This window comes from Actinoplanes sp. NPDC051388 (genome assembly GCF_055586225.1).
This window is the reverse complement of the sequence record NZ_JBVJIP010000003.1, coordinates 21,574-43,985: the sequence shown is the minus strand read 5'-3', so window position 1 is coordinate 43,985 and position 22,412 is coordinate 21,574. Positions and strand designations below refer to the sequence as shown.

The 22,412-nt window shown below is 70.6% G+C and carries 18 protein-coding genes; 5 read left to right on the top strand and 13 right to left on the bottom strand.

The window, feature by feature from the left end; translation table 11 throughout:
- The first annotated feature begins 26 nt into the window (after positions 1-26).
- The 3 genes from ACZ6TI_RS08475 to ahcY all read left to right on the top strand — a co-directional run bounded on the left by ACZ6TI_RS08475 (position 27) and on the right by ahcY (position 3,218).
- Positions 27-1,139: a phytanoyl-CoA dioxygenase family protein gene (locus tag ACZ6TI_RS08475; protein WP_465344356.1), complete on the top strand. Its 1,113-nt coding sequence runs from the start codon at positions 27-29 to the stop codon at positions 1,137-1,139.
- Positions 1,140-1,185: 46 nt separating this feature from the next.
- Positions 1,186-1,533, top strand: coding sequence for a hypothetical protein (locus ACZ6TI_RS08470; protein ID WP_465344355.1), 348 nt, complete (start codon positions 1,186-1,188; stop codon positions 1,531-1,533).
- A 227-nt stretch (positions 1,534-1,760) separates the two neighbouring features.
- Positions 1,761-3,218: an adenosylhomocysteinase gene (gene ahcY / locus ACZ6TI_RS08465; RefSeq protein WP_465344354.1), complete on the top strand. Its 1,458-nt coding sequence runs from the start codon at positions 1,761-1,763 to the stop codon at positions 3,216-3,218.
- A gap of 46 nt (positions 3,219-3,264) precedes the next feature.
- On the opposite strand, the gene ACZ6TI_RS08460 is transcribed toward ahcY, so the two are convergent.
- Positions 3,265-4,035 (bottom strand): alpha/beta fold hydrolase, encoded by a 771-nt coding sequence (locus tag ACZ6TI_RS08460; RefSeq protein ID WP_465344353.1) that lies wholly within the window; start codon positions 4,033-4,035, stop codon positions 3,265-3,267.
- On the bottom strand, positions 4,032-4,556 hold the full coding sequence (locus ACZ6TI_RS08455; RefSeq protein ID WP_465344352.1) for a MarR family winged helix-turn-helix transcriptional regulator: 525 nt from the start codon (positions 4,554-4,556) through the stop codon (positions 4,032-4,034). The genes ACZ6TI_RS08460 and ACZ6TI_RS08455 overlap by 4 nt, the downstream gene beginning before the upstream one ends.
- Before the next feature lie 85 nt (positions 4,557-4,641).
- On the opposite strand from ACZ6TI_RS08455, the gene ACZ6TI_RS08450 reads away from it, so the two are divergent.
- Entirely contained in the window at positions 4,642-6,291 is a 1,650-nt protein-coding gene (locus tag ACZ6TI_RS08450; RefSeq protein WP_465344351.1) for a Na+/H+ antiporter, read from the top strand.
- A gap of 328 nt (positions 6,292-6,619) precedes the next feature.
- Here the strand turns inward: ACZ6TI_RS08450 and ACZ6TI_RS08445 are convergent, their stop codons facing one another.
- Genes ACZ6TI_RS08445 through ACZ6TI_RS08430 form a run of 4 tightly spaced genes read right to left on the bottom strand, consistent with a single transcriptional unit; the run spans position 6,620 to position 10,625 of the window.
- On the bottom strand, positions 6,620-8,209 hold the full coding sequence (locus ACZ6TI_RS08445) for an ABC transporter permease (RefSeq protein ID WP_465344350.1): 1,590 nt from the start codon (positions 8,207-8,209) through the stop codon (positions 6,620-6,622).
- A complete protein-coding gene (locus ACZ6TI_RS08440; RefSeq protein ID WP_465344349.1) occupies positions 8,206-9,102 on the bottom strand; it encodes an ABC transporter ATP-binding protein in 897 nt (298 codons plus the stop codon). The genes ACZ6TI_RS08445 and ACZ6TI_RS08440 overlap by 4 nt, the downstream gene beginning before the upstream one ends.
- Positions 9,103-9,104: 2 nt before the next feature.
- Positions 9,105-9,719, bottom strand: a complete 615-nt coding sequence (locus tag ACZ6TI_RS08435) for a TetR/AcrR family transcriptional regulator (RefSeq protein ID WP_465344348.1) — start codon at positions 9,717-9,719, stop codon at positions 9,105-9,107.
- A gap of 33 nt (positions 9,720-9,752) precedes the next feature.
- Positions 9,753-10,625, bottom strand: coding sequence for an NAD(P)H-binding protein (locus ACZ6TI_RS08430; RefSeq protein ID WP_465344347.1), 873 nt, complete (start codon positions 10,623-10,625; stop codon positions 9,753-9,755).
- Between the two features lie 117 nt (positions 10,626-10,742).
- Between ACZ6TI_RS08430 and fxsT (ACZ6TI_RS08425) the strand changes: the two genes are divergently transcribed.
- Positions 10,743-13,358 carry an FxSxx-COOH system tetratricopeptide repeat protein gene (gene fxsT, locus ACZ6TI_RS08425; RefSeq protein ID WP_465344346.1) on the top strand — a complete coding sequence of 872 codons (2,616 nt, stop codon included), beginning with the start codon at positions 10,743-10,745 and terminating at the stop codon, positions 13,356-13,358.
- A 4-nt stretch (positions 13,359-13,362) separates the two neighbouring features.
- Here fxsT (ACZ6TI_RS08425) and ACZ6TI_RS08420 read toward each other — a convergent pair whose 3' ends face one another.
- The 7 genes from ACZ6TI_RS08420 to ACZ6TI_RS08390 form a co-directional block, all read right to left on the bottom strand.
- The gene (locus tag ACZ6TI_RS08420; protein ID WP_465344345.1) at positions 13,363-14,649 is read right to left on the bottom strand and encodes an HEXXH motif domain-containing protein; all 1,287 of its coding nucleotides are present in this window, start codon (positions 14,647-14,649) and stop codon (positions 13,363-13,365) included.
- Positions 14,646-15,905 carry an FxsB family cyclophane-forming radical SAM/SPASM peptide maturase gene (locus ACZ6TI_RS08415; RefSeq protein ID WP_465344344.1) on the bottom strand — a complete coding sequence of 420 codons (1,260 nt, stop codon included), beginning with the start codon at positions 15,903-15,905 and terminating at the stop codon, positions 14,646-14,648. Before ACZ6TI_RS08415 ends, ACZ6TI_RS08420 begins: the two co-directional genes overlap by 4 nt.
- Positions 15,902-16,054, bottom strand: coding sequence for a hypothetical protein (locus ACZ6TI_RS08410; protein WP_465344343.1), 153 nt, complete (start codon positions 16,052-16,054; stop codon positions 15,902-15,904). Before ACZ6TI_RS08410 ends, ACZ6TI_RS08415 begins: the two co-directional genes overlap by 4 nt.
- 199 nt (positions 16,055-16,253) lie before the next feature.
- A complete protein-coding gene (gene fxsT / locus ACZ6TI_RS08405) occupies positions 16,254-19,169 on the bottom strand; it encodes an FxSxx-COOH system tetratricopeptide repeat protein (RefSeq protein WP_465344342.1) in 2,916 nt (971 codons plus the stop codon).
- Between the two features lie 271 nt (positions 19,170-19,440).
- On the bottom strand, positions 19,441-20,226 hold the full coding sequence (locus ACZ6TI_RS08400; RefSeq protein ID WP_465344341.1) for an ATP-binding cassette domain-containing protein: 786 nt from the start codon (positions 20,224-20,226) through the stop codon (positions 19,441-19,443).
- On the bottom strand, positions 20,226-21,257 hold the full coding sequence (locus tag ACZ6TI_RS08395; protein ID WP_465344340.1) for an ABC transporter permease: 1,032 nt from the start codon (positions 21,255-21,257) through the stop codon (positions 20,226-20,228). The genes ACZ6TI_RS08400 and ACZ6TI_RS08395 overlap by 1 nt, the downstream gene beginning before the upstream one ends.
- Positions 21,258-21,259: 2 nt before the next feature.
- Positions 21,260-22,315, bottom strand: coding sequence for a substrate-binding domain-containing protein (locus ACZ6TI_RS08390; protein WP_465344339.1), 1,056 nt, complete (start codon positions 22,313-22,315; stop codon positions 21,260-21,262).
- Between the last annotated feature and the right edge of the window lie 97 nt (positions 22,316-22,412).

Sequence of the window (22,412 nt, the reverse complement as noted above, 5' to 3'; positions counted from 1 at the left end):
GGTGTTTCCGGGCCTAGCCTGACGACATGACAACCTGGTTCACCGCCGCCGACTGCCGACTGGAGGACTTCCGGGCGCTGGTCGAGCAGCAGACGCAGAAATCCGAGTTTCCGCACGCCATCGACGTCGTGGACAACGTCCTGATCTATCCCGGCGACCTGCCGGACAGCACCGAGATCCGGGCCGAGCTGGCCCGCGCGCTGATGGCCGGCCCCGGCATCGTGGTGTTCCGCGGCGCCGTCGCGCCGGACGTGGTCGATCGCGCCACCGACGTGTTCTTCGCGATGATCGCCGACCAGAAGGCGGCCGGCGTGGTCGGCGGCGACCACTTCGCCAAGCCCGGCGCGAACGACCGGGTCTGGGGCGCGCTGGACAAATTCGCGCTGCGTGACCCCGACGCGTTCGCGGCCTATTACGACAACCCCACCCTCGCGCTGATCTCGGCCGCCTGGCTGGGCGCCGGATATCAGGTCACCTCGCAGATCAACGTGGTCAACCCGGGCGGCCAGGCACAGGTCTCGCACCGCGACTACCACCTCGGCTTCATGTCCGAGGCGCAGGCCGCACGCTATCCCGCGCACATCCACCTGCTCTCCCCCGCGCTCACCCTGCAGGGCGCGGTGGCACACGTGGACATGCCGGTGGAGACCGGCCCGACGCTCTACCTGCCGCACTCGCAGAAATACCCGCCCGGCTACCTCGCCTTCCACCAGAGCGAGTTCACCGAGTACTTCGAGCAGAACCACGTGCAGTTGCCGCTGGCCAAGGGCGACGCCGCGTTCTTCAACCCCGCGCTCTTCCACGGCGCCGGCACCAACCGATCCGGCGACGTCCGCCGGATGGCCAACCTGCTGCAGGTCTCCTCGGCCTTCGGCCGGGCGATGGAGACCGTCGATCGCACGGCCATGTGCGAGGCCCTCTACCCAACCCTTCTCGGGTACGCGGGCAGCACCGCACACGTGATCGCCGCGTCGGCCGAGGGCTATGCGTTCCCCACCAACCTGGACCGCGACCAGCCGATCGGCGGCCTGGCGCCGCAGACCCAGGCCGAGCTGGTGACCCAGGCGGTGTCCGAGCGCTGGGACCCAGCCACCTTCACCAAGGCGCTGCGCGACCAGGCGTCCCGCCGCCTCACCTGATCGCGTTGCGGCGGCCGCGACGACCGACCCGCGCCCGGTCGATCAGGTGCTGTCCGACTTCGTCGCCTGGGTGCGGGGACTGCCCCAGCCGCGCATGTTCGCCGCGTCGCCGATCGCCTTCGACGGCACCTGGATGGACTACTACCTGCGTCGCTTCACCCGTTACGGCCTGGCGATGGGCCCCTATGAGAAAGACCCGTTGTTCCATGGCAGCGGCCTCTGCCTGGCCAGCTATGCCGCCGCCGTGACGGGCCGGCCGGTCGCCGAGATTCGACCGCACAACCTCCCGGCCGAGTGGCTGGGTGACGTACCCCACACCCACCACGCGATCGACGACGCCCGCGGCTACGCCAACCTGCTCACCAGCCTCTTCCGGCGCGCCGGAAATTTCTGACCGCCGGGCCGGATGGCCGGGAACGGCCTTGCGTTGCAGGTGGCCGCCGAGGCGGCGGGACGGTGTGTCCGGCGTACCAAGATCAAGGTTTTGATCTGGATCTTTTCCGGAGTTATCGTGTCTGGAGCCGCTCGAGAGGCGCTGCGACGGAGGACAGCCTCCGCCACGCTCGGCCGGTCGATGACTTCAGCAAGGGCGCCTCCTGACATTGGGGGGTGCCCTTTTTCATGTCCGACAAGTTGCAGAACGTGAATGGTCTCGAGTTCGCCGTCGCGGATCTCACGCTGGCCGAGGCCGGTCGTCACCAGATCCGGCTCGCCGAGCACGAGATGCCGGGCCTGATGTCGATCCGGTCGGAGTTCAAGGACTCGCAGCCGCTGCGGGGCGCGCGGATCGCCGGCTCGCTGCACATGACCGTGCAGACCGCCGTGCTGATCGAGACGCTGGTCGCGCTCGGCGCCGACGTGCGCTGGGTGTCCTGCAACATCTTCTCCACGCAGGACGAGGCGGCCGCCGCGGTGGTCGTCGGCGCCGGCACCGTGGACGCGCCGACCGGCACCCCGGTATACGCCTGGAAGGGCGAGACGCTGGAGGAGTACTGGTGGTGCACCGAGCAGCTGTTCGCCTTCGCCGGCGGCCAGGGCCCGAACATGATCCTGGACGACGGCGGTGACGCCACCCTGCTGGTGCACAAGGGCGTCGAGTTCGAGCGGGCCGGCGCGGTGCCGCAGGCCACCGAGGACGACAACCACGAATACCGGATCATCCTGGAGACGCTGCGCGGCACGCTGGCCAAGGACGCGCAGCTGTTCACCCGGATCGCCGCCGACATCAAGGGCGTCACCGAGGAGACCACCACCGGCGTGGCCCGGCTCTACAAGCTGGCCAAGGAGGGTGAGCTGCTCTTCCCGGCGATCAACGTCAACGACGCGGTCACCAAGAGCAAGTTCGACAACAAGTACGGCATCCGGCACTCGCTGGTCGACGGCCTGAACCGGGCCACCGACGTGATGCTCGGCGGCAAGCTGGCCGTGGTCTGCGGTTACGGCGATGTCGGCAAGGGGTCCGCCGAGACGCTGCGCGGCCAGGGCGCCCGTGTCGTGGTCACCGAGGTCGACCCGATCTGCGCGCTGCAGGCGGCGATGGACGGCATGCAGGTGGTGCGTCTCGAGGACGTGGTCGCCGAGGCCGACATCTTCATCACCACCACCGGCGGCACCGACATCATCACCGCCGACGACCTGGGCAAGATGAAGCACAACGCGATCGTCGGCAACGTCGGTCACTTCGACGACGAGATCGACATGGCCGGCCTCGCGCGCGTTCCCGGCGTCGAGAAGATCGAGATCAAGCCGCAGGTGCATGAGTGGCGCTTCCCGGACGGCCACTCGGTGATCGTGCTCTCCGAGGGCCGCCTGATGAACCTGGGCAACGCCACCGGTCACCCGTCGTTCGTCATGAGCAACTCGTTCACCAACCAGGTGATGGCCCAGATCGAGCTGTGGACCAAGCCCGGCGACTACGAGAAGCAGGTCTACGTGCTGCCCAAGCACCTGGACGAGAAGGTGGCCCGGCTGCACCTGGACGCGCTCGGCGTCCGGCTCACCACGCTCACCAAGAAGCAGGCGGAATACCTCGGCGTGGACGTCGAGGGCCCGTTCAAGCCGGATCACTACCGCTACTGATGCACCTCGGTCATGTGCGGCCGGCCAGCCGGCCGCACATGGCCCGCTACTCTCCGTTGAGAAAATCCAGCAATATCCGGTTGAACTCGCCCGGACGCTCGATGTTGGGCAGATGGGCGGTGCCGTCGATCTCCGCCTTGCGCGCACCCGGCACCGCGGCGACGAAACGGTCGACCATCTCGACGTGATCGCGGGCGTCCAGCGTGCCGATCACGCCGAGGGCCGGCACCGCGATCTCGCCCAGCCGCTCCCACGAGCCCCGCACGTGGTGCGGCGGCACCGCCTCCGGCTTCGCATGGTTGCGGACCGTGTCGGTGGTCATCTCCCGGCAGCGGGCCAGCACGGCCCCGTCCATCGTGTCCCGATAGGGCCCGATCACGCCCTGCTTCAGGGACAGCTCGATCCAGGCCGGCGCGTCGAGCCGCTGCTGCGCCTCGGCCATCCGTGCCTGGATGTCGAGCATCCACGGGTCGGTGAAAGTCGGCTCGTTGGTGCCCGCGCCGCACACCACCAGATGGCTCACCAGCCCGGGGTATTCCAGCGTGGTGTCGGTGGCCGCGCCGGCGCCCATCGACAGGCCGACCAGCGCGGCCCGCTCGACGCCCAGCTTGCCGAGCAACTCGGCGACGTCGTCACACTGCCGGAACGGCGCGGTCGGCGTCTCCGAGCGGCCGTGCCCGCGGGCGTCGGCCCGGATCACCCGGAACCGCTCGGCCAGCGCCCGCACCTGGTCGTCCCACATCCGCAGGTCGAGGGCGCCGCCGTGCAACAGCAGGACGGTGCGCTCACCGCGGCCGGTCTCCTCGTAGTGGATCATCGAACCTCCTCACTGTGCTGTTTCCCGGCGCCTGGTCCTTCGGACGGCGCGGGCGCCGACCAGCCGTGATCGTCACCCCGCCGCTGCGCCACCTCCCGGGTGTGGGCCGTCAAGGCCGAGATGACACGTACGCAAGCGGCGATGTCCCCCGGGTCGAGCCGCTCGGCGAGCGTGCCCAGGTCGGCCAGCTCGCCGGCGTGGATCTCGGACCACACCCGCCGCCCCGCGCCGGTCAGCTCGGCCAGCCGCGAGCGGCGATGCGCCGGGTTGGCCACGAACCGCAGATAACCCAGCTCGGCGGCGGCGTCGGCGAGCCGCTGCACGACCTGCCGCGGCAGCCACAGCGACCGGGCCACCTGGGGCACCGTCTGCGGGCCGTCGGCGAGCCGCTCGAGCACCGCCCGCATCGGCATGCTGACGTCGCGCTCGGCCAGCGCGTCCGCCACCGCCTTCGCCGACCACTGATGCAGCGGCCGCACGTGCCGAAGCACCTCATAGAGCCCCTCGGCGCCATCCGTCATGACACCCAGAGTGTCCCTTTGACACCGCCGGTGTCAATAACATCGCAGAAACCCGAGCTAGATCGCTTTCCGGAAGAATGGCCGGGTGCATGTCGAAGAAGTGTTGCTGTTCGTCCTCGCCGCCCTCGCCGTCGTGGTCGTGGTGCGCTGGCTCAGTGAGCGCACCGGGCTGCCTGCCGCCGCGCTGCTGACGCTGCTCGGCATCGTGTACGCATATCTCCCCGGGCCGAACGTCGAGCTCGAGCCGGAACTGATCCTGACCCTCGTCATCCCGCCGCTGCTCTACAACGCGGCGCTGGACTCCTCGCTGATCGACATCCGCCGCAACATGCGCACCGTGATCAGCCTCTCGGTCGGCCTGGTGATCGCGACCGCACTGGTGATCGGCGCCGGGTTCTCGCTCTGGGTGACCGGCGCGACGCTGGCCGCCGGGGTCGCGCTGGGTGCCGCGGTGGCCCCGCCCGACCCGGTCGCGGCGCTCGCCGTGGGCCGCAAGGCGGGCCTGCCCAACAACCTGGTCACCCTGATCCAGGGCGAGGGGCTGCTGAACGACGCGACCGCGCTGACCATCCTGACCGTGGCGGTGAGCGCCGCGGCCGGCACCGAGTTCACCTTCACCAACGCGGTCGGCGAGTTCGTCCTGTCCGCGACCGGTGGGGTGATCGCGGGCATCGTGGTGGCGTGGTTCGTGCGGCTGCTGCGCCCGCTGCGCAAGGACCCGCTGAGCGCGAACATGCTGTCGCTGGCCACGCCGTTCGCGGCATATCTGCTGGCCGAGCGCGTGCACGTGTCCGGCGTGCTGGCCGTGGTGGTGGCCGGGCTGATCATCGGGCACGACGCCCCGCGCTACGCGACCGGCGCGAGCCGGCTGCAGACCGGCGCGGTCTGGCGGCTGCTCGACTTCATGCTCGAGGGCCTGGTCTTCCTGCTGATCGGCCTGCAGCTGCCCCGGGTGGTGGAGGAGCTCGCCAAGTACGAGACGTCGACCATCGTGATCGCGGTGTCCATCACGGTCGGCGTGGTGCTGCTGCTGCGCCCGCTGTGGCTGGTCGCCACCCAGCTGCTGCCGCGCTCGATGCACGCCCGGCTGGGCGGTCAGGCGGAGGTCAACGAGACGGAGAACGACACCGTCGCGGTCCGCAAGGCACGGGAGAAGGCGCTGTCCGCCCGCGAGGCGACGGCGATGAGCTGGGCCGGCACCCGCGGCGTGATCAGCCTGGCAGCGGTCTTCACGCTGCCGGCCGGCTTCCCCGACCGCGAGCTGCTGCACTTCTGCGCCTTCGTGGTGGTGCTGGTGACACTGATCGGGCAGGGCCTGACGTTCGGCCCGCTGGTGCGGCGGCTGGGCCTGCGGGCCAACCGCGCGGACGAGGCACGCGAGCGCAACGAGGCCCGGTCGGCGGCGGTGCAGGCCGCGATCGACCGCCTCGACGAGATCCAGCAACAGCAGCACGACCACGTCGAGGACCACGCGATCGAGAACATGCGCCAGCAGCTGGAGACCCGCATGCAGCGCTATCGCAGGCGGCTCGACCTGCTGGAGAAGTCCGACTCCGACGAGGTGCCGGTGTCACCGCAATACGAGGCGGCGCTGATGGTGCGGCGCGCGGTGATCGAGGCGCAGCGCGACGAGCTGTTGCGCTGGCGGGACGCGGGCCGCCTGAACGACGACGGGCTCCGCGTCCTCGAACGCGAGCTGGACCACGAGGAGCGCCTGCTCCCCGACCGCCGCTGACCCTTTGCTCTGCTTCCTCTGAGGAAGCGCTCCTGCCGTGCGGCGCTCCCTCTCGGGAAGCAGAGCCGCTCTGCTTCCTCCGCGCCAGCGCTCCCTCTCGGGGAGCAGAGCCGCTCTGCTCCCTCCGCGCCAGCGCACCCTCTCAGGTCGCAGAGCCGCTCTGCTTCCTCCGCGCCAGCGCTCCCTCTCGGGAAGCAGAGCCGCTCTGCTCCCTCCGCGCCAGCGCTCCCTCTCGGGAAGCAGAGCCGCTCTGCTCCCTCCGCGCCAGCGCTCCTGCCGGGAGCGCTCTGCGCGGATGCTTCCTCTGAGGAAGCAGAGCAAGACGGCGTTAGCCGAGGTCTCGGCGGCGGAAGGCGGTCAGGCCGGCCGCGCCGGCGGCCGCCGCGACCACGGTCAGAGTGATCAGCGGCGTCCACGTGAGGTCGCCGCCGGGCAGGTGTGGCACGTGGGTGAACGGCGAGATGTCGAGCACCCACTGGCTCAGCTGCAGAGCGCCGCCCACCAGCAGGATCAGCAGGCAGATCGAGAGCGCGCCCCAGGCGAGCGCCGACCACTGCGGCACCAGGCCGAAGAGCAGCACCGCCACCGCGACCAGCACCCACACCGCGGGCAGCGCGGCCAGCGTGCCGCCGACGATGCCGGACAGCACGCCCAGGTCGCCGGTGATCAGGCCGTAGGTCAGGCCGGCGACCACGCTCTCGACAGCCAGCAGCAGCGCCGCGCCGAATAGCGCGAAGAGCAGGTGCCCGCCGACCCAGACGAGCCGCCGCACGCCGGTGCTGAGCAGCATTTCGGCGTGCCCGGTGGTCTCCTCCTCACGCATCCGCAGGGTGGCCTGCACCGCGTAACACGCGGCGATGATGCCGACCATCGCCGCGATGGTGGCGAAGTAGCTGTCCACCGGCCCGGCGCCGCCGCCCATCCGGGCGAAGATGTCCTTCATCGCGTTGTCGCCGTCGGCCAGGCTCTGCACGCTCTGCCCGACCGCTCCGAAGACCAGGCCCAGTGCCGCGAACCCGGCCGCCCAGCCGAACAGCAGGCCGCGCTGCAATCGCCAGGCCAGCGCGAGCGGTGTCCGCAGCCCGGGTGCGGCGGTCGCCGGGCCGGGCCGTGCGGGGAACAGGCCGGCGCCCACGTCGCGGCGGCCGAGCAGGACCACGCCCAGCCCGGCGGTGCCGATCGCGAAGAGCACCAGCAGCAGCGCGGGCCAGAGGTTCGCCGCACCGAACGGGAAGATGTGCGTGGCCCAGCCGACCGGGGAGAGCCAGGACAGCCAGGACAGGCTGCCGTCGCCCATCGCGGAGAGATCGCCGGCCAGACGCAGCACATAGGACGCGCCGACCACCGCGATCGCGGTGCCGCGTGCGGACCGGGCGCTGCCGGTGAGCTGGGCGGCGATCGCGGCCACTCCGGCGAACGCCCAGCCGGAGGCGGCCAGCTCGAAACCGGACCAGACCGCGCCGGCCGCGTCGTCCACCCGGCCGAGCAGGGTCACCGTGGTGATCACGCCGAGCACGGCACTGGCCAGCACCGTGGTGATCAGCGCGGCGGCGAGTTGTGCGTGCCGCCCGACCACGCCGGCGCCGATCAGCTCGGAGCGGCCGGTCTCCTCGTCGGCGCGGGTGTGCCGGATGACGGTGAGCACGACGAAGACGCCGAGCATCACGGGCAGGAATCCGGCCCGCCACATCGCCAGCCCGGGGAGGCTGGAACCGTCGAGGGGGCCGTAGAGGGCGACGAAGCCGGCGTTGGTTGCGCTGAGCTGCGCGTACCCCAGACGTTCTTGGTCTGTCGGGAAAAGACCGGCCAGAGTGGACAGATAGCCGACCGGGAGCACGCCGAGAACGACCACCCAGAGCGGCATCAGGAAGCGGTCGCGGCGCAGGATCAGCCGGATCAGCTTGGCGGTGCCGGTCATCGCGCGTCGGCGTTCTGGTATTGCCGCAGGAACAGCTCCTCCAGCGAGGGCGGTTGGCTGACCAGGCTGCGCACGCCGACCTGGACCAGCATCCGCAGGGCCGGCTCGAGCGCGTCGGTGTCCACGTCGAAGCTCACCCGGTCGCCCTCGGTGTGCAGGTCGTGCACGCCGGTCAGGGTGGACAGGCCGTTCGGCGAGCCGGTCAGCTCGGCCTTGATCGAGGTGCGGGTCAGGTGCCGCATGTCGTCGAGCGTGCCGGTCTCCACCGCGCGGCCCTCGCGGATGATCGTGAGCCGGTCGCAGAGTGCTTCCACTTCGGACAGAATGTGGCTGGACAGCAGCACCGTGCGGTCGCCGCGCTGCTTCTCCTCGCGGATCACGTCGCGAAAGACCTCCTCCATCAACGGATCCAGCCCGGAGGTCGGCTCGTCCAGGATCAGCAGCTCCACATCGGACGAGAGCGCGGCGATCAGCGCGACCTTCTGCCGGTTGCCCTTGGAATAGGCCCGGCCCTTCTTGCGCGGGTCGAGGTCGAAGCGCTCGAGCAGGGTGTCGCGCCGCTTGGTGTCGAGGCCGCCACGGAGGCGGCCGAGCAGGTCGATCACCTCGCCGCCGCTGAGCGTGGGCCACAGCGTCACATCACCCGGCACGTACGCCAACCGCCGGTGCAACGCCGTCGAATCGCGCCACGGGTCACCGCCGAGCAGACTCGCCGTGCCGCCGTCGGGCCGCATCAGCCCGAGCAGGATGCGGATGGTCGTGGTCTTCCCGGCGCCGTTCGGCCCCAGGAAGCCGTGCACCTCGCCGGTGCGGACCCGCAGCGTCAAGCCGTCCAGAGCGCGGGCGCGCCCGAAGGTCTTGATCAGTCCGTCGGCATCGATGGCCTCGGTCATGACTACTCCTCGGAGGGAAACAGGGAATCGAGAGCTTTGAGGGTCTGCGCGGCCTGCTCCTCGGTGATCATCGGCAGGCGGAAGATCTCCACCGACGCGCGCAGCAGGCGGCGGTGGCCGGCCGGGGTGTGCATGTCCTGGCCCAGCACCCGGGTGAGCTGGTCGCGCATGAGGAACATGCCGACCTTCATCGCGACCAGGACGGCGAGATAGCCCTCCGGGTCGTCGGGCTTGAAATCGACGCCGGCCAGCCAGGTGCGCCCGGACTCCATGGCCGCGTCGAAGAGCGAAGTCGAGTTGCCGTCCATCATGGAGCGAATGAGATAGGTCTGCAGCCGCAGTGCGGTCGGGTGCATGGCGGCGAGCAGCGTCGGGTCGGCCACGGCGTTGGGGCCCAGCATGCGCTCGCGCAACTCGTTCAACTTCGCCATCGCGAACTCGTCGCAGGCGTCGCGCAGGCCCTCTTTGGAGCCGAAGTGGTGGCGCAGCAGTCCGGACGAGACGCCGGCCCGGTCCGCGATGTCGCGGATGGTGGCGGATGCGACCCCCCGCTCGGCGAAGAGGTCGATGGCGGCGTCCCGAATCCGGGCGCGAGCGGTCAGGTCCTCACTACTCACGTGTGTAGGCTACTACACGCCCGTGTAGCCGAGCTAGAGCGCGGGACGCAGATTCGCGAATGCCCAGCTCTCCAGCGTCGTCGGGGTGGTGCTCAGCACGGTCCGGGGCTGCTCGGGGGTGAAGTTCTCGCGCAGGCCGGCGGTCATCAGCACGATGCCCTCGACGGCGGCCGCCGGGATCCGGGCGCCGCCCAGCGCCGCCCGCAGGTCGTCGTCGCTCAGCACGCTGAGACGGATCTCCCGGCCGCACGCCGCGGAGATCTTCTCGGCCGCCTCGGCCCAGGTCAGGTCCGCCGGGCCGTGCACCGCGCCGACCTCGACGCCGGTCCAGTCCGCGGCCAGCAGCCGGGCGGCGGCGACCTCCCCGACGTCCCGCGGGTCCACCCACGGCATCGGTTGATCGGCCGGCTTGGTGGTGCTCAGCGCGCCCTCGCGCAGCTCGTCCAGGCTGCCCAGCAGGTTGGTGAAATAGAAGCCGCAGCGCAGGATCAACAGGTCGGCCCCGGTGGCGGTGAGCGCCTCCTCGTTGCGGGCCAGCCCGTCGATCAACCCGGCGCCGTGCCTGCGCTCGGCGCCGACGCTGCTGATCATCAGGACTCGGGACACGCCGTTGGCGAGCACGGCGGCGGCCGCGTGGTCACCCAGGCGGGTCATGTCGGCCACCGGGTCGGTCGCGGTGAAGTCCTCGGGTACGACCCAGAGCAGCGCGTCGACCCCTTTCGTGGCCGCGATCACGTACTCCGGATCACCCAGGTCTCCCTCCACCGGGGTGACCAGTTCGCGCAGCCCGGGATCCAGTTTGGCGGCGTCGCGGAGCAGCACGGTGGGACGGACGCCCGCCTGCACGAGCAATTGCACGGCCCGCGAGCCGACGTGTCCGGTGGGCGTGGTCACGGCGATCGTCATTGCCCTGCGGTACCCGATCTTCATCCGTCCACACGCGCCGATTCCGCCGTTTCCCGGTGCTGTTGATTCGGATATTCTTTGCACTCAGGATTCGCGGCGCATCGGAAATGAGCACCCGTGTCAGAAACGCCTTTCGATCGCAGCCGACCCGGCCCGGCGGGAGGCGCCGGGATCAGGTCGCGCCCGCACCGTCTCGACGAGACCGGCCTGCTCTGGGGCAACGTCCCACCCCGCAACCGGCACTTCACCGGCCGCGACATCCTGCTCGACCAGCTCGTCGAGGCGCTGCGCGTGGGTTCCACCACCTCGGTGCTGCCGCAGGCGCTGCGCGGCATCGGCGGCGTCGGCAAGACCCAGCTGGTGGTCGAGTTCGTCTATCGCCACCAGCACGAGTACGACCTGGTCTGGTGGATCCCGGCCGAGCAGACCACCACCGTGCTCACCTCGCTCAAGCAGCTCGCCGAAGCACTCGACCTGCCGGTCACGGACAACCTGCAGGAGACCGCCCGCACGGTGCTGGTCCAGCTGGCCGGCGGCGACCTCGACTGGCTGCTGGTCTATGACAACGCCGACGATCCCGCGGCACTCGAGCAGCTGGTGCCGTCCACCGGCGGGCACGTCATCATCACCACGCGCAACCAGGCGTGGAGCAGCGTCGGGCCGTCGCTCGAGGTGGACGTGTTCGAGCGCGCCGAGAGCAAGGCGATGCTCGCCAAGCGCACCAAGGAGCGCGGTGACGCCGCGATCAAGGACGACGAGGCCGAGGAACTGGCCGAGCGGCTCGGCGACCTGCCGCTGGCGCTGGAGCAGGCCGCCGCGTGGTACCTGGCCACGGCGATGCCGGTCACCGAATACATCGAACTGCTCGACAGCCACATCAAGGAGTTGCTCGACGAGGGCAAGCCGCCGGGTTATCCGCTTTCCATCGCCGCATTCGTGGCGCTCGCACTCGAGACATTTCGCGGCCCGGCGGAGGCCACCGCGCAGTTGTTCACGCTGTTCGCCTATCTCGGCGGGGAACCGGTTCCACTGTCCCTGCTGCGTGGCGGCAGCAGCGGCGAGATCACCGAGCCGCTGCGCAGCGTGCTGCACTCCTCGATCGAGCTCAACCGCGCGGTCCGGGCGCTCAGCCGATACGGCCTGGCAAAGGTCGACCCGACCCAGCGGGTGCAGGTGCACCGCCTGGTGCAGCGGGTGCTGCGCGACACGCTCACCCCCGAGCAGCAGGGCACGACGCTGCGCAGCGTGCGCAACCTGCTGGCCGCGGCGAGCCCGGGCGACCCGGACGAGAACGGCGGCTTCGAGCGGCAGCAGGAGATCGGGCCGCACATCGAGCCGGCCGATCTGGTGCACGCCGAGACGCCGCAGGCCCGGCAGGTGGTGCTCGACCACGCGCGCTACCTCTATCTGAGCGGCGACTACGAGAACTGCCGTTACCTGGCCACGCTGGCGTCGGACGCGTGGGCGCACAACCGCGACGACGAGCGGATGGGCCCCGATGGCGAATACACGCTGCTGGCCCGCGCCCAGGTGGCCAACGCGATGCGCACGCTGGGCTTCAGCGCGCAGGCGGCGCTGATCACCCAGGGCACCTACGAGCAGTTCCGCCGCAACCCGCACCTCGGGCCCGGACACGAGTTCACCCTGATCACCGGCAACCAGGTCGGGCAGGACCTGCGGATCGCCGGTCGCTACGCGGACGCGCTGGAGTTCGACACCGAAAACGTGGCGCGGCACCTCGACGTGTTCGACGCGGCCGAGACATACACGCTGCGAGCCAAGGCCAACCTGGCGGTGGACTACCGGATGACCGGGCGTTATGCGGATGCGCTCGCGCTCGACCTGGAGATCGCCGAGCGCTGGGAGGACGCCGGCGGCATCGAGCCGTCGCTGGTATATGCATACATGAACCAGGCCCGCAGCTACTACTGCATGGGTGCCTACCGGCGGGCGGCCAAGCTGATCAACCAATGGCTGCCCAAACTGCACGAGCTCACCAAGACCGGGCACAGTCAGCGGCTGCTGGCCGGGCGCACGCACGGAATCACCCTGCGCAAGCTCGGGCGGGTCGGCGAGGCGGCCGTCGTGTTGAGCGAAAACCGCGACCAGGTGCAGGACCGGTTCCGCGGCGCCAACCACGAGTTCACGGTGGCGGCCATCGTCAGCCTGGCCAACGCGCTGCGCGAGACCGGGCAGCTGGTGGAGTCGGCCGAGCTGCTGGTCGACGCCCTGAAGCGATACCGCGCCGACTTCGGGTTGGAGCACCCGCTGACCCTGGCGGCACAGGTGAATCAGGCCGCCACGGCGCGGGCCCGGGGCGAGGACGACCTGGCGCGCGAGCTCGACCAGCAGAGTTTCGACAGCATGACGGCGCTGCTCGGGGTGGAGCACCCGTACACGATCTGTGCCGGCACCGCGCTCGCCACCGACCTGGCCCGAGCCGGCGAGACGCGCGCCGCACGGCTGCTCTCCGAGTCCATGTGCGAGCGCGGCGCCCCGTCCTTCCGCACCGGGCATCAGGCGCGCGACGGCGAGGAACACCCCTACCTGCTGATGCGCACCATCAATCTGGCCTACGACCTGCGCGCGGACGACGACGAGGAGCGGGCCGAGGGGCTCTATCAGGACGCGCTGGCCGGGCTGACCCGCCTGCTCGGCCCGGAGCACCCGGACGTGCTGGCCGCGACCGAGCGCAAGCGTCTCGAGGGCGACATCGAGCCGCAGCCGACCTAGGGGTCTAGGAGTTGCGTTCCTCCCAGGCGCGCAGGGTGCGCTTCAACGCCTCGTCGGCGGCCCGGGCCACCGCGGCGTCGATCGGCTCGGCCAGCATCTCGTCGGTGACCACGCGCAGCCGTGCGGCCAGGTCGCGGCCCTGCGGGGTCAGCCCGCCGGAGTGCTCCACGGCGGACAGTCCCCGGTCGACCTGCAGTCGCGCGGCGGCGAACTCGCGCTCGGCCAGGGCGCCCGGACCGTCCGCGGCGCGCAGGGCCCGCCAGGTGTCCGCCACCCCGGCGAAGGCGTAGACGCCCTGCACCAGGCCGGCCAGCGGGCGGGGATCCACGCGCCACGGTGCGAAGTAGCGGCCCTCGTCGGCCGGGTCGGTCAGCGGCACCAGATCGAGCAGCGCGCTCAGCTTCGAGTGCTGGAACTCGTGCACCATGGTGACCGCGAAGTCGGCCGGCGACGGCGGGCGGGTCAGCCCGAACACCCCGAACGCGTGCCGGATGGTGGCGCTGCGGGCCGAGTGGTCGTCCTGCCGCAGCGGCACCAGCGTGCGCAGCCCGGCGCGCAGCTCGGCGGCGCGCTCCGGCAGATGCTCGGCGAGCAGCTGCCAGCCCTCGGCGAACACCTCCTGCCACCGGGCCACCTCGGCGGCGTCGAGCCGGAGCGCGGGCGGCACGTGGTGCCCGTGCCGATAGGGATGCAGGTCGTCCAGCCGCACCCGGATGTCCGATCCGAGAAGGCTGCGAACCGGCTGCCAGCCCGGCCCGGCGGCCGCCGGGTCCGCCGGGACGACGACCTCGAACGCTCCGGCCGGGCCGATCGCGCGCACCGTCAGCCGGCCGCCGGCGGTGACCGCCTCGGCCTCCTCCGCGTCGCCGACCGCCGCGGCGCCGAGACCGGGCAGCACCACCAGCCCGTCAAGCGCGGGCACCCGCAGCGTGCCGTCCACCCCGGCACCGGCCGCCGCCACGATAGCCAGGGCGCTCAGGTGGGTGAAGTCGGCGCGGCCGGCGGCGCCCTGCTCCACCGCGCGCGCCGCGATGCCCGCCCAGGCGCCGACCAGCGGCGCGCCGATCACCTCGCGGAACACCTCGGGCGCCGCCACCCGGGCGCGTTCGAGCAGGCCGGCGACCGCGTCCCGCTCGCCGGGGTCGCCCGGCCAGCCGTCCAGCAGGTGCCCGATCAGCAGCAGATGCTTGCTGACCTGGCCGGCGTGCAGCTCCGCGATGGCGGCGGCGCCGCCACGGCCGCCGGCGACGGCCTCGAACAACGGCGGGCTGATGCGGTGGTGCGTGATCATGGTCCTCCCGCCAGCAGCCGGCGGATGTCGGCGTCCAGCGTCTTATGGATGTGGTTGATCAGTTTGCCGAGGTCCGCGCAGTACACCGACGGCTGCCGGAAGCCGGCCCCGGCGCGGTACCGATGGGCGTAGTGGCCGCCGCCGCAGACCGGGTGGACCGGGCAGCTCAGGCAGGCGTCGGAGAGGGCGCGGAGGCCGATCTGCCGAGCCGCCACGCCGGGGTCCTCGAAGGCGGCGTCGAAGTCGTCGCGCAGCACGTGCAGCCCGGTCGCGCAGGCGCCCTCATAGGCCGACTTCAGCGCGTCCACCTGCTCGATCGCGCCATCCGTCTCGACCACCAGCACGGCCGACGGGCTCAACCCGACCTGCTCGCCGCCGCTGTGGCCGTTGAGCATCTGCCGCATCACGTCCTCGAACAGGCGCACCCGCACCGGCGAGCGGCCCTGGGCGCCGTACCAGTGGTCGAAGACCCGGATCAGCCAGTCCGCATAGGCCGTCGCGCCGCCCTCCGGACGCCACGGCGGGTGCTCCCAGTTGGCGTGCGGCAGCAGGAAGTCGATCATCGGCGGCTCGAACTTGATGATCTGCTCGTACGTCTCGACCGGGTCGGCGTCCGGCATCACGGTGCACAGGATGCCGGCATAGACCGATCTGTTCTCCGGCTGGTTGAGCAGGTCGAGGGCGCGCGCCACGGCGGCGAAGCTGCCGCCGCCGCGGCGGGTGCGGCGGAAGCGGTCGTGGGTTGCGGGGGTGCCGTCCAGGCTCACCCCGGCGCGGATGCCGTGCGTGCGCAGCACCCCGATCATCGCCGCGTCCAGCCGGACCCCGTTGGTCTGCAGGCCGATCTCGACCGCACAGCCGTCCGGGATGCCGGCCCGGATCTCGGTGGCCAGCTCGGCCAGCCGATCGGCGCCGTAGAGCAGCGGCTCGCCGCCGTGCAGGATGACCCGGACCTTGGTCAGCTCGTGCGCCCGGACGTGCCGCGCGAGACGCTCGACGGCGGCCCGGCGGATCTCCGGCGACATCACCACCGGCCGGTCCCGCCAGGTCTGGTCCGCCTGCTCGTACACATAGCAGTAGTCACAGGCCAGGTTGCAGCGCTGATGCACCTTCAGCACCACGTCGCGGAACGGCGTGGGCCGCCAGCCGCCGGCGCGCAGCTCCACCAGATCGAGCTCGCCGTGCGGCCAGGGCGCCGCACGGCGTTGAGCGGTCCGCACCGCCGCGACCGAGCTGACGGTGACGGACTCGGTCATCTGTCCGAGACGAACGACTGGAAGGCGGAGATCACCCCGTGCGGGTCGTCGAGGGTGCGGATCACCTGACGCAGGGACCGGGCCGTCTCGGGACGATCACAGCGCCGCAGCTCCGCCACCGACCAGCGGGAGACGTCGATGATCGGCATGAAACCGGCATCTCCAGGGACGGGCGCAGCATCCACGTTCGACCTCCACAAGACCATCGAATCAGCCCCTGTGCAGGGTCCTCGGGCAACGGATGCGGGCAGCGCGCAACACGCGCCCAACCCGATCACGCTATCGCCTGGCTGTCGAGGGTCGTCAGAAAATCGCCGTCTCTTGACACAACTTGACAGCGGGGCGGCGTCAGGTGGACGGCGGCTCGATGTCGCACTCCACCCGGGCGCCGCCGGCCACCGCGTCCACCACCGGGTGGTCCGGCCCGATGGACCGGCGCAGCCCGGCCAGCACCTCGTCAAGGGGCGGGCCGCCACGCTCGGTGACCACGCCCGCCGCGTCCACGGTCAGGTTCGCCGCCGCGGCCAGCGTGTCGAAGTGCTGCGGCCCGCGGGTGGTCTCGGCGATCTGCCAGGCCCGCAGCGACAACCCGTGCGCGCCCACCTGGTCGCCGTCGTGCGCCAGGTCGGAGCCCAGGTTGATCATCGCCACCACGGTGAACGGGTGCCGCTCCCCCACCGTCTGACGCAACGTGTGGAAGGCGGCGTCGTCGGCCCGCCGCGCCTCGGTGCGCTCGCCCATCTCGCGCAGGATCACCCCGAGGTTCACCTGCGCGGCGAGGGTCAACGGATTGAGATGCCCAAATGCCCTTTCGTACGCGCCCACGGCATCCACCGCCAGCGCATACGCCTCGCCGACCCGCCCGCGCCAGCGCAGTGAGTTGGCATAGCTCATCGTGGCGGCCAGCGTGAACTCGTGGTCCGCGCCCCACGACTCCACGCACTCGTAATAGGTGGCCCGGAGTAGCTCGGTGGCGCCGCCGAAGTCGCCGAGCCGCCGCTTGGCCAGCGCGACCATCCGCCGGGCGAGCAGCACCGCACGATCGCCCGGCCGCAGCGTGCGCTCCGCGACGGCCAGCGCCGCGCCCTGCACCTCGATCACCTGCCGCCACCGGCCGAGACCGAAGAGGTCCTCGGCGACCGCGTTCTGCGACAGCAGCGTCCGCCGGTTCTCGTCGCCGTGCCGGTCGCTCTGGTAGGTCACCTCCTCGAGGTCGATCTCCAGCGCGGCCGGGAAGTCGCCCAGCAACCGCAGGCACACCGCCAGGTTGTGCCGGCTCGACACGGTGCGCTCGTGGTCGGCGGTGTAGTGCCGCAGATGCTTCTGGTAGCCGACCCGATCCACCTCGAGCGCCGCCGCGTATTCGCCGGCGATGCGCAGGTCGGCGGCGTGGCTGCGGGCCATCTCGAGGGTGGAGCGGTGGTCGTCGCCGAACCGAGGGTTGTCCCGCATCCGCAGGTAGGCGTCCGCGGTGATCGCCCGGGCTTGCTCGTAGCGGCCGAGGGAACGCAGCGCGTTGGCCCACTCGCGGCTGGCCAGCAGCACCAGCTCGTGGTCGGGGCCGAAGAACTCCGGCTCGCGCCACCGGGTGACCGCGGCCGCGCCGAGCCGCCGCGCGTGCTCGTAGTCGCCGATCAGGTAGCGGTAGCGGATCTGGTTGTGCACGGCCTGCGCGGCCTCGATGTCCCGCGATTCGACGAGCCGCGCGGACAGCACGTGCGGGGCCACCGCCCGGTGCATGTCCCAGTGCCCGAGGCCGTCCGGCCAGCCCTTGCCCGCCTCGGTGAGGATCGCCTGCACGTTGTGCAGCGCGCGGGCGCGTTCCTGATCGGAGAGCAGGTCGCGAAGGGCCAGCTGGACCAGCGGCTGCACCTCGATGCGCTGGTCGCCGGTGTGCAGCCGACCCAGTCCGTACCGGTTGATGTCCTTGATCGCCCGGCTCAGGTCCAGCGGGTTGGCGAGCGTGCGCTTGAGGCCGGGCGAGACGTCCCCGGCCGCGCCCTGCCGCAGCAGCGGCCGGGACACCGGTTCGGTGCCGAACCAGGCGAACAGCTCGAAGACCTGCAGCGCGACCGGGTTGGCGCCCTTGAGCTGCTGCAACGCGAGTTGCAGCGAGGCCGAGACGGTGTGCGGGTAATAGGCGGGCTCGGCGTCCGCCGCGAACAGACCGGCATCGGGCTGGGTCAGCTGGGTCACCAGGTCCTGCCAGGACAGCCCGGTGGCCAGCCGCAGCGCGGAGACCTGCTCGAGGGCCAGTGGCAGGCGGCCGAGCCGGCTGGTCAGGTCGCGGGCCAGGGCACCGCTGATGCCGGCGTCGCGCTTGCGCAGGAACTGCACGGCCTCGGAGTGATCGAAGTCCGGCACCTCGAGAGACTCGTTCGCGGTGTCGTGTGCCCAGGCCGGATCCCGGCTGGTCACGATCACGTTGCCGCCGATCGCCGGAATCAGCCCGCGGATGTCCTCGCCCTGGGCGCCGTCGAAGACCAGCAGATAGTGGATCTCGCGTGATTCCAGCCGGGTGAGCACGCCGCCGACCGTTTGCTCGGCGTTCGCCCGCAACGGCACGCCCAGCCGCTCGGCCAGCCGCACCAATGACGATCTCGCCTGTTCCAGGTCGTCGGCCGGCACCCACCAGACGACCGCGTAATCCGCGCCGAAGCGATGCACGTATTCGCGGGCCAGTTGCGTTTTGCCGACGCCACCCAGGCCATAGAGCACCAGCGGCGCCAGCGGGTGTTCGTGGTGCTTGGAGAGCATCGCGTCGAGCAGCAGCTCGCGGCCGGTGAAGTGCTGGCTGCGCTCGGGCAGGACGCCCTCGATCCGATCGGCCGGCGCCGGGGCGGGTCGCGGTGGCAGCGGTGGTGCTGGTGGCTCCGACGGCGGTTCGGACGGCGGTTCGGACGACGGTTCCGGTGTGGGTTCGGCCGGCGGGATGATCTCCTGCGGCGTGCGCCGCACGATGATCCACAGTGTCTGGAACTCCTGCAGCAGCTCGTCGAGGTCCTGGTCGACCAGCGACTTGCGGGCCAGCACGGTCACTATCGCGCGGACCTTTTCCCAGGTCGGCACGGTGGTGCCACGCAGCGTCGAGCTCACCGTCTCGTGTGAGACGGACTCGATGTCCTCGGTGCTCTTGAAGATCGTGCGGCTGATCTGCCGCGCGGCAGGCTGCCCCGCCTGGTCGTAGAGCCGGTGCAGGGTCTCGACGAAGTCGCGCGTCGGGCCCGGGGGTAACCGGTCCACTCCCGGGAGTGCGATGGCCACGCAGCACGCTCCGAACCCGCGCGAATTTCGTCAAGTTTTGTCAGGCCACTCAGGATCGCATGGGCCTCGGAGGCGCATCAACCGCCCGAGCGGCCGAACCATGTGACGGCCGGCCGAATACCCTGATCCTACGTGGGGCCGGCCTTTCCGCCGCGCTGTTCACCCTGGTGAAGCGGCAAGAATTGTCAGGGCGAAACGGCTCCCGGCAGTCCATTGAGAACGAGCCGCCGCGCCGGGAGGCGCGGCGGCTCGCGATGATCCTCCACCCGGGTCAGGCGACCGCCGGCGGCGGCGGGGTGGCGCCGGTCATGATCGCCACCGCCTCGGACATCGAGTGCGACTGCGGCGTGATCACCGTGGCCCGGCGACCGAGCCGCTGGATGTGGATGCGGTCCGCCACCTCGAACACGTGCGGCATGTTGTGGCTGATCAGGATCACCGGAAGACCGCGGTCGCGGACGTCGCGGATCAGCTGCAGCACCCGGTTGCTCTCCTTGACGCCGAGCGCCGCGGTGGGCTCGTCGAGGATCACCACCTTGCTGCCGAAGGCCGCCGACCGGGCCACCGCCACCGCCTGGCGCTGGCCGCCGGAGAGCGACTCGACCGCCTGGCCGATGTTCTGCAGCGTGCCGATGCCGAGCTCGCTCATGTGCCGGCGGGCCTCGGACTTCATCTTGCCCTTGTCGAGCATCCGGAACACCGAGCCGAGCACGCCGGGCTTGCGCTGCTCCCGGCCGAGGAACAGGTTGTCGGCGATGTCCAGGCCGGGCGAGACGGCGAGGGTCTGATAGACGGTCTCGATGCCCGCCTCGCGAGCCTCCATCGGGTTGCGGAAGACGACCCGCGTCCCGTCCAGATAGATCTCGCCGCTGTCCGGCACCAGCGCGCCGGAGAGCGCCTTGATCAGGCTGGACTTACCGGCGCCGTTGTCCCCGATCACCGCCAGGATCTCGCCGGGGTAGAGCTCGAGGTCGCCGCTCTCGATCGCGGTCACCCGGCCGTACCGTTTGGTGATGCCCTTGGCCTGCAACACCGGGGTCATCGTGGTGGTCGTCATCAGGTCTTCACCTTCCTGATCCACTGGTCCAGCGACACCGCGACGAGCACCAGCAGGCCGATCGCGAAGCCCTGCCAGACGACCTCCACGCCGCCCAGTTGCAGGCCGTTGCGGAAGACGCCGACGATCAGCGCGCCGATCAGGGTGCCCAGCACCCCGCCCCGGCCGCCGAAGAGGCTGGTGCCACCCAGCACCACGGCGGTGATCGAGTCGAGGTTGTACTCGGTGCCGACGTTCGGGCTGGCCGAGGCGAGCCGGCCGATCAGGATCCAGCCGCCGATCGCATAGAGCAGGCCCGCGACCGTGTAGACCGAGAACAGCACGCGGCTGGTGCGGATGCCGGCCAGCCGGGCGGACTCGACGTCGTCCCCGGTGGCATAGACGTGCTTGCCCCACGCCGTGCGGCCCAGCGCGTAGAAGAAGACCCCGAAGAGCAACAACATGATCAACGACCCGTACGTGAGCCGGAACGCGCCGATCGGAATCGTGGTGCCGGTCCAGGTCATGATCCCCGGCATGTCCGAGCCCCGGATCGTCTCGCTCTCACTGATCACCGAGTTCAGCGAGAAGAAGATGGTCAGGGTGCCCAGCGTGACGATGAACGGGGGCAGCTTGATCCGGGTCACCAGGAACGCGTTCAGCGCGCCCATCAGGGTGCCGCAGATCAGCCCGAGCACCAGCGCGATCAGGCCGGGCATGCCGATCTTGGTGCAGAAGTTCGCCATCAGGATGGACGAGAAGACGGCGATCGCCCCGGTCGACAGGTCGATGCCCGCGGTCAGGATGATCAGCGTCTGCCCGAGCGCGAGCACCGCGATCACGGTGACCTGCGCGAGGACCAGGGAGAGGTTGGGCGCTGAGAAGAACCGCGGGTTGACGATCGAGAAGGCCACGATCGCGACCAGCAGCACGGCCAGCGGACCGAGCACGGGGTTGCCGTGCAGGATGTGCTGGATCCGCAGGCCGATCGAGTCGTGCTGCTGGGTTTCGAAATCGGGTCCGGACTGAGGCTCCTTGGTGACCGTTGTCATGATCAGCCCCAGCAGTTCTCTTTGCCCCAGGCGGAGTCCTTGGCCTCGACTCCGGTCTGCGGCTGGTCGGTGATCAGGGTCGCGCCGGTGTCCACGAAGTCCTTGCCCGCGCTCGCCTCGGGCTTGGTGCCGTCCTTGGCGAACGCCGAGATGGCGGCGATGCCGTCCTCGGCCATCTTGATCGGGAACTGCATCGAGGTGGCGCCGATGACGCCGGCCTTGACGTTGTCCACACCCGGGCAGCCGCCGTCGATCGAGACGATGGTGACGTCCTTGTCCTTGCCGGCCGCCTTGATCGCCTGGTACGCGCCGGCCGCCGCGGGCTCGTTGATGGTGTAGACCAGGTTGATCGTCGGGTCCTTCTGGAGCAAGTTCTCCATCGCGGTCCGGCCGCCGTCCTCGGCGCCGTCGGTCACGTCGTGCCCGACGATCCGCGGATCGCTCTCATCGCCGATCTTGTTGTTGTCCCCGACGGTGATACCGAACCCTTCGAGAAAACCCTGATCCCGCTGTACGTCCACCGAGACGCCATTGGCGTTCAGGTCCAGCATCGCGATCTTCGCCTGCTTGCCGTCCTTTTCGAACTTGGCCTTCGCCCACTGGCCGACCAGCTTGCCGGCCTGCCGGTTGTCGGTGGCGAAGGTGGCGTCCACGGCGTCCGCCGGGTCGGTCGGGGTGTCCAGCGCGATCACCAGCAGGCCCGCCTGCTTGGCCTTGTCGATCGCCGGGACGATGGCCTTGGAGTCGCTCGGGGTGATCAGGAAGCCCTTGGCGCCGGCCGAGATCAGACTTTCGATCGCCTGCACCTGGGCCTCGTTGTCGCCGTCCTGCTTGCCGGCGAACGACTGCAACTCGACGCCCTGCGCGGTCGCGGCCTTCTGGGCGCCTTCCTTCATCTTGACGAAGAACGGGTTGGTGTCGGTCTTGGTGATCAGGCCGACGATCGGCTGGCCACCGGAGCCGCCGCCGGAATCGCCGCCGCAAGCGGCGACGCCCAGCGCCAACGCCGCGGCACAGCCCACTGCCAGTGTGGACCGCACGGGATGGGGATGGCGCATGTCTCCTCCAAATCGATTTAGCGCGACGCCCGGAGACGCGGCTAACGCGAGACAACGTTGTCTCTACTAGACGACCGAAGGCATCAACTGTCAACAA

Excerpts from the sequence above, each read along its gene's own strand:
- ACZ6TI_RS08400 (WP_465344341.1), bottom strand. The coding sequence starts at position 20,226 with ATGACGACCACCACGATGACCCCGGTGTTGCAGGCCAAGGGCATCACC.
- ACZ6TI_RS08410 (WP_465344343.1), bottom strand. The coding sequence starts at position 16,054 with ATGCCGATCATCGACGTCTCCCGCTGGTCGGTGGCGGAGCTGCGGCGC.
- ahcY (WP_465344354.1), top strand. The coding sequence starts at position 1,761 with ATGTCCGACAAGTTGCAGAACGTGAATGGTCTCGAGTTCGCCGTCGCG.
- ACZ6TI_RS08415 (WP_465344344.1), bottom strand. The coding sequence starts at position 15,905 with ATGACCGAGTCCGTCACCGTCAGCTCGGTCGCGGCGGTGCGGACCGCT.
- ACZ6TI_RS08395 (WP_465344340.1), bottom strand. The coding sequence starts at position 21,257 with ATGACAACGGTCACCAAGGAGCCTCAGTCCGGACCCGATTTCGAAACC.
- ACZ6TI_RS08440 (WP_465344349.1), bottom strand. The coding sequence starts at position 9,102 with ATGACCGAGGCCATCGATGCCGACGGACTGATCAAGACCTTCGGGCGC.
- ACZ6TI_RS08455 (WP_465344352.1), bottom strand. The coding sequence starts at position 4,556 with ATGACGGATGGCGCCGAGGGGCTCTATGAGGTGCTTCGGCACGTGCGG.
- ACZ6TI_RS08460 (WP_465344353.1), bottom strand. The coding sequence starts at position 4,035 with ATGATCCACTACGAGGAGACCGGCCGCGGTGAGCGCACCGTCCTGCTG.
- ACZ6TI_RS08445 (WP_465344350.1), bottom strand. The coding sequence starts at position 8,209 with ATGACCGGCACCGCCAAGCTGATCCGGCTGATCCTGCGCCGCGACCGC.
- ACZ6TI_RS08420 (WP_465344345.1), bottom strand. The coding sequence starts at position 14,649 with ATGATCACGCACCACCGCATCAGCCCGCCGTTGTTCGAGGCCGTCGCC.
- ACZ6TI_RS08390 (WP_465344339.1), bottom strand. The coding sequence starts at position 22,315 with ATGCGCCATCCCCATCCCGTGCGGTCCACACTGGCAGTGGGCTGTGCC.
- ACZ6TI_RS08475 (WP_465344356.1), top strand. The coding sequence starts at position 27 with ATGACAACCTGGTTCACCGCCGCCGACTGCCGACTGGAGGACTTCCGG.
- ACZ6TI_RS08430 (WP_465344347.1), bottom strand. The coding sequence starts at position 10,625 with ATGACGATCGCCGTGACCACGCCCACCGGACACGTCGGCTCGCGGGCC.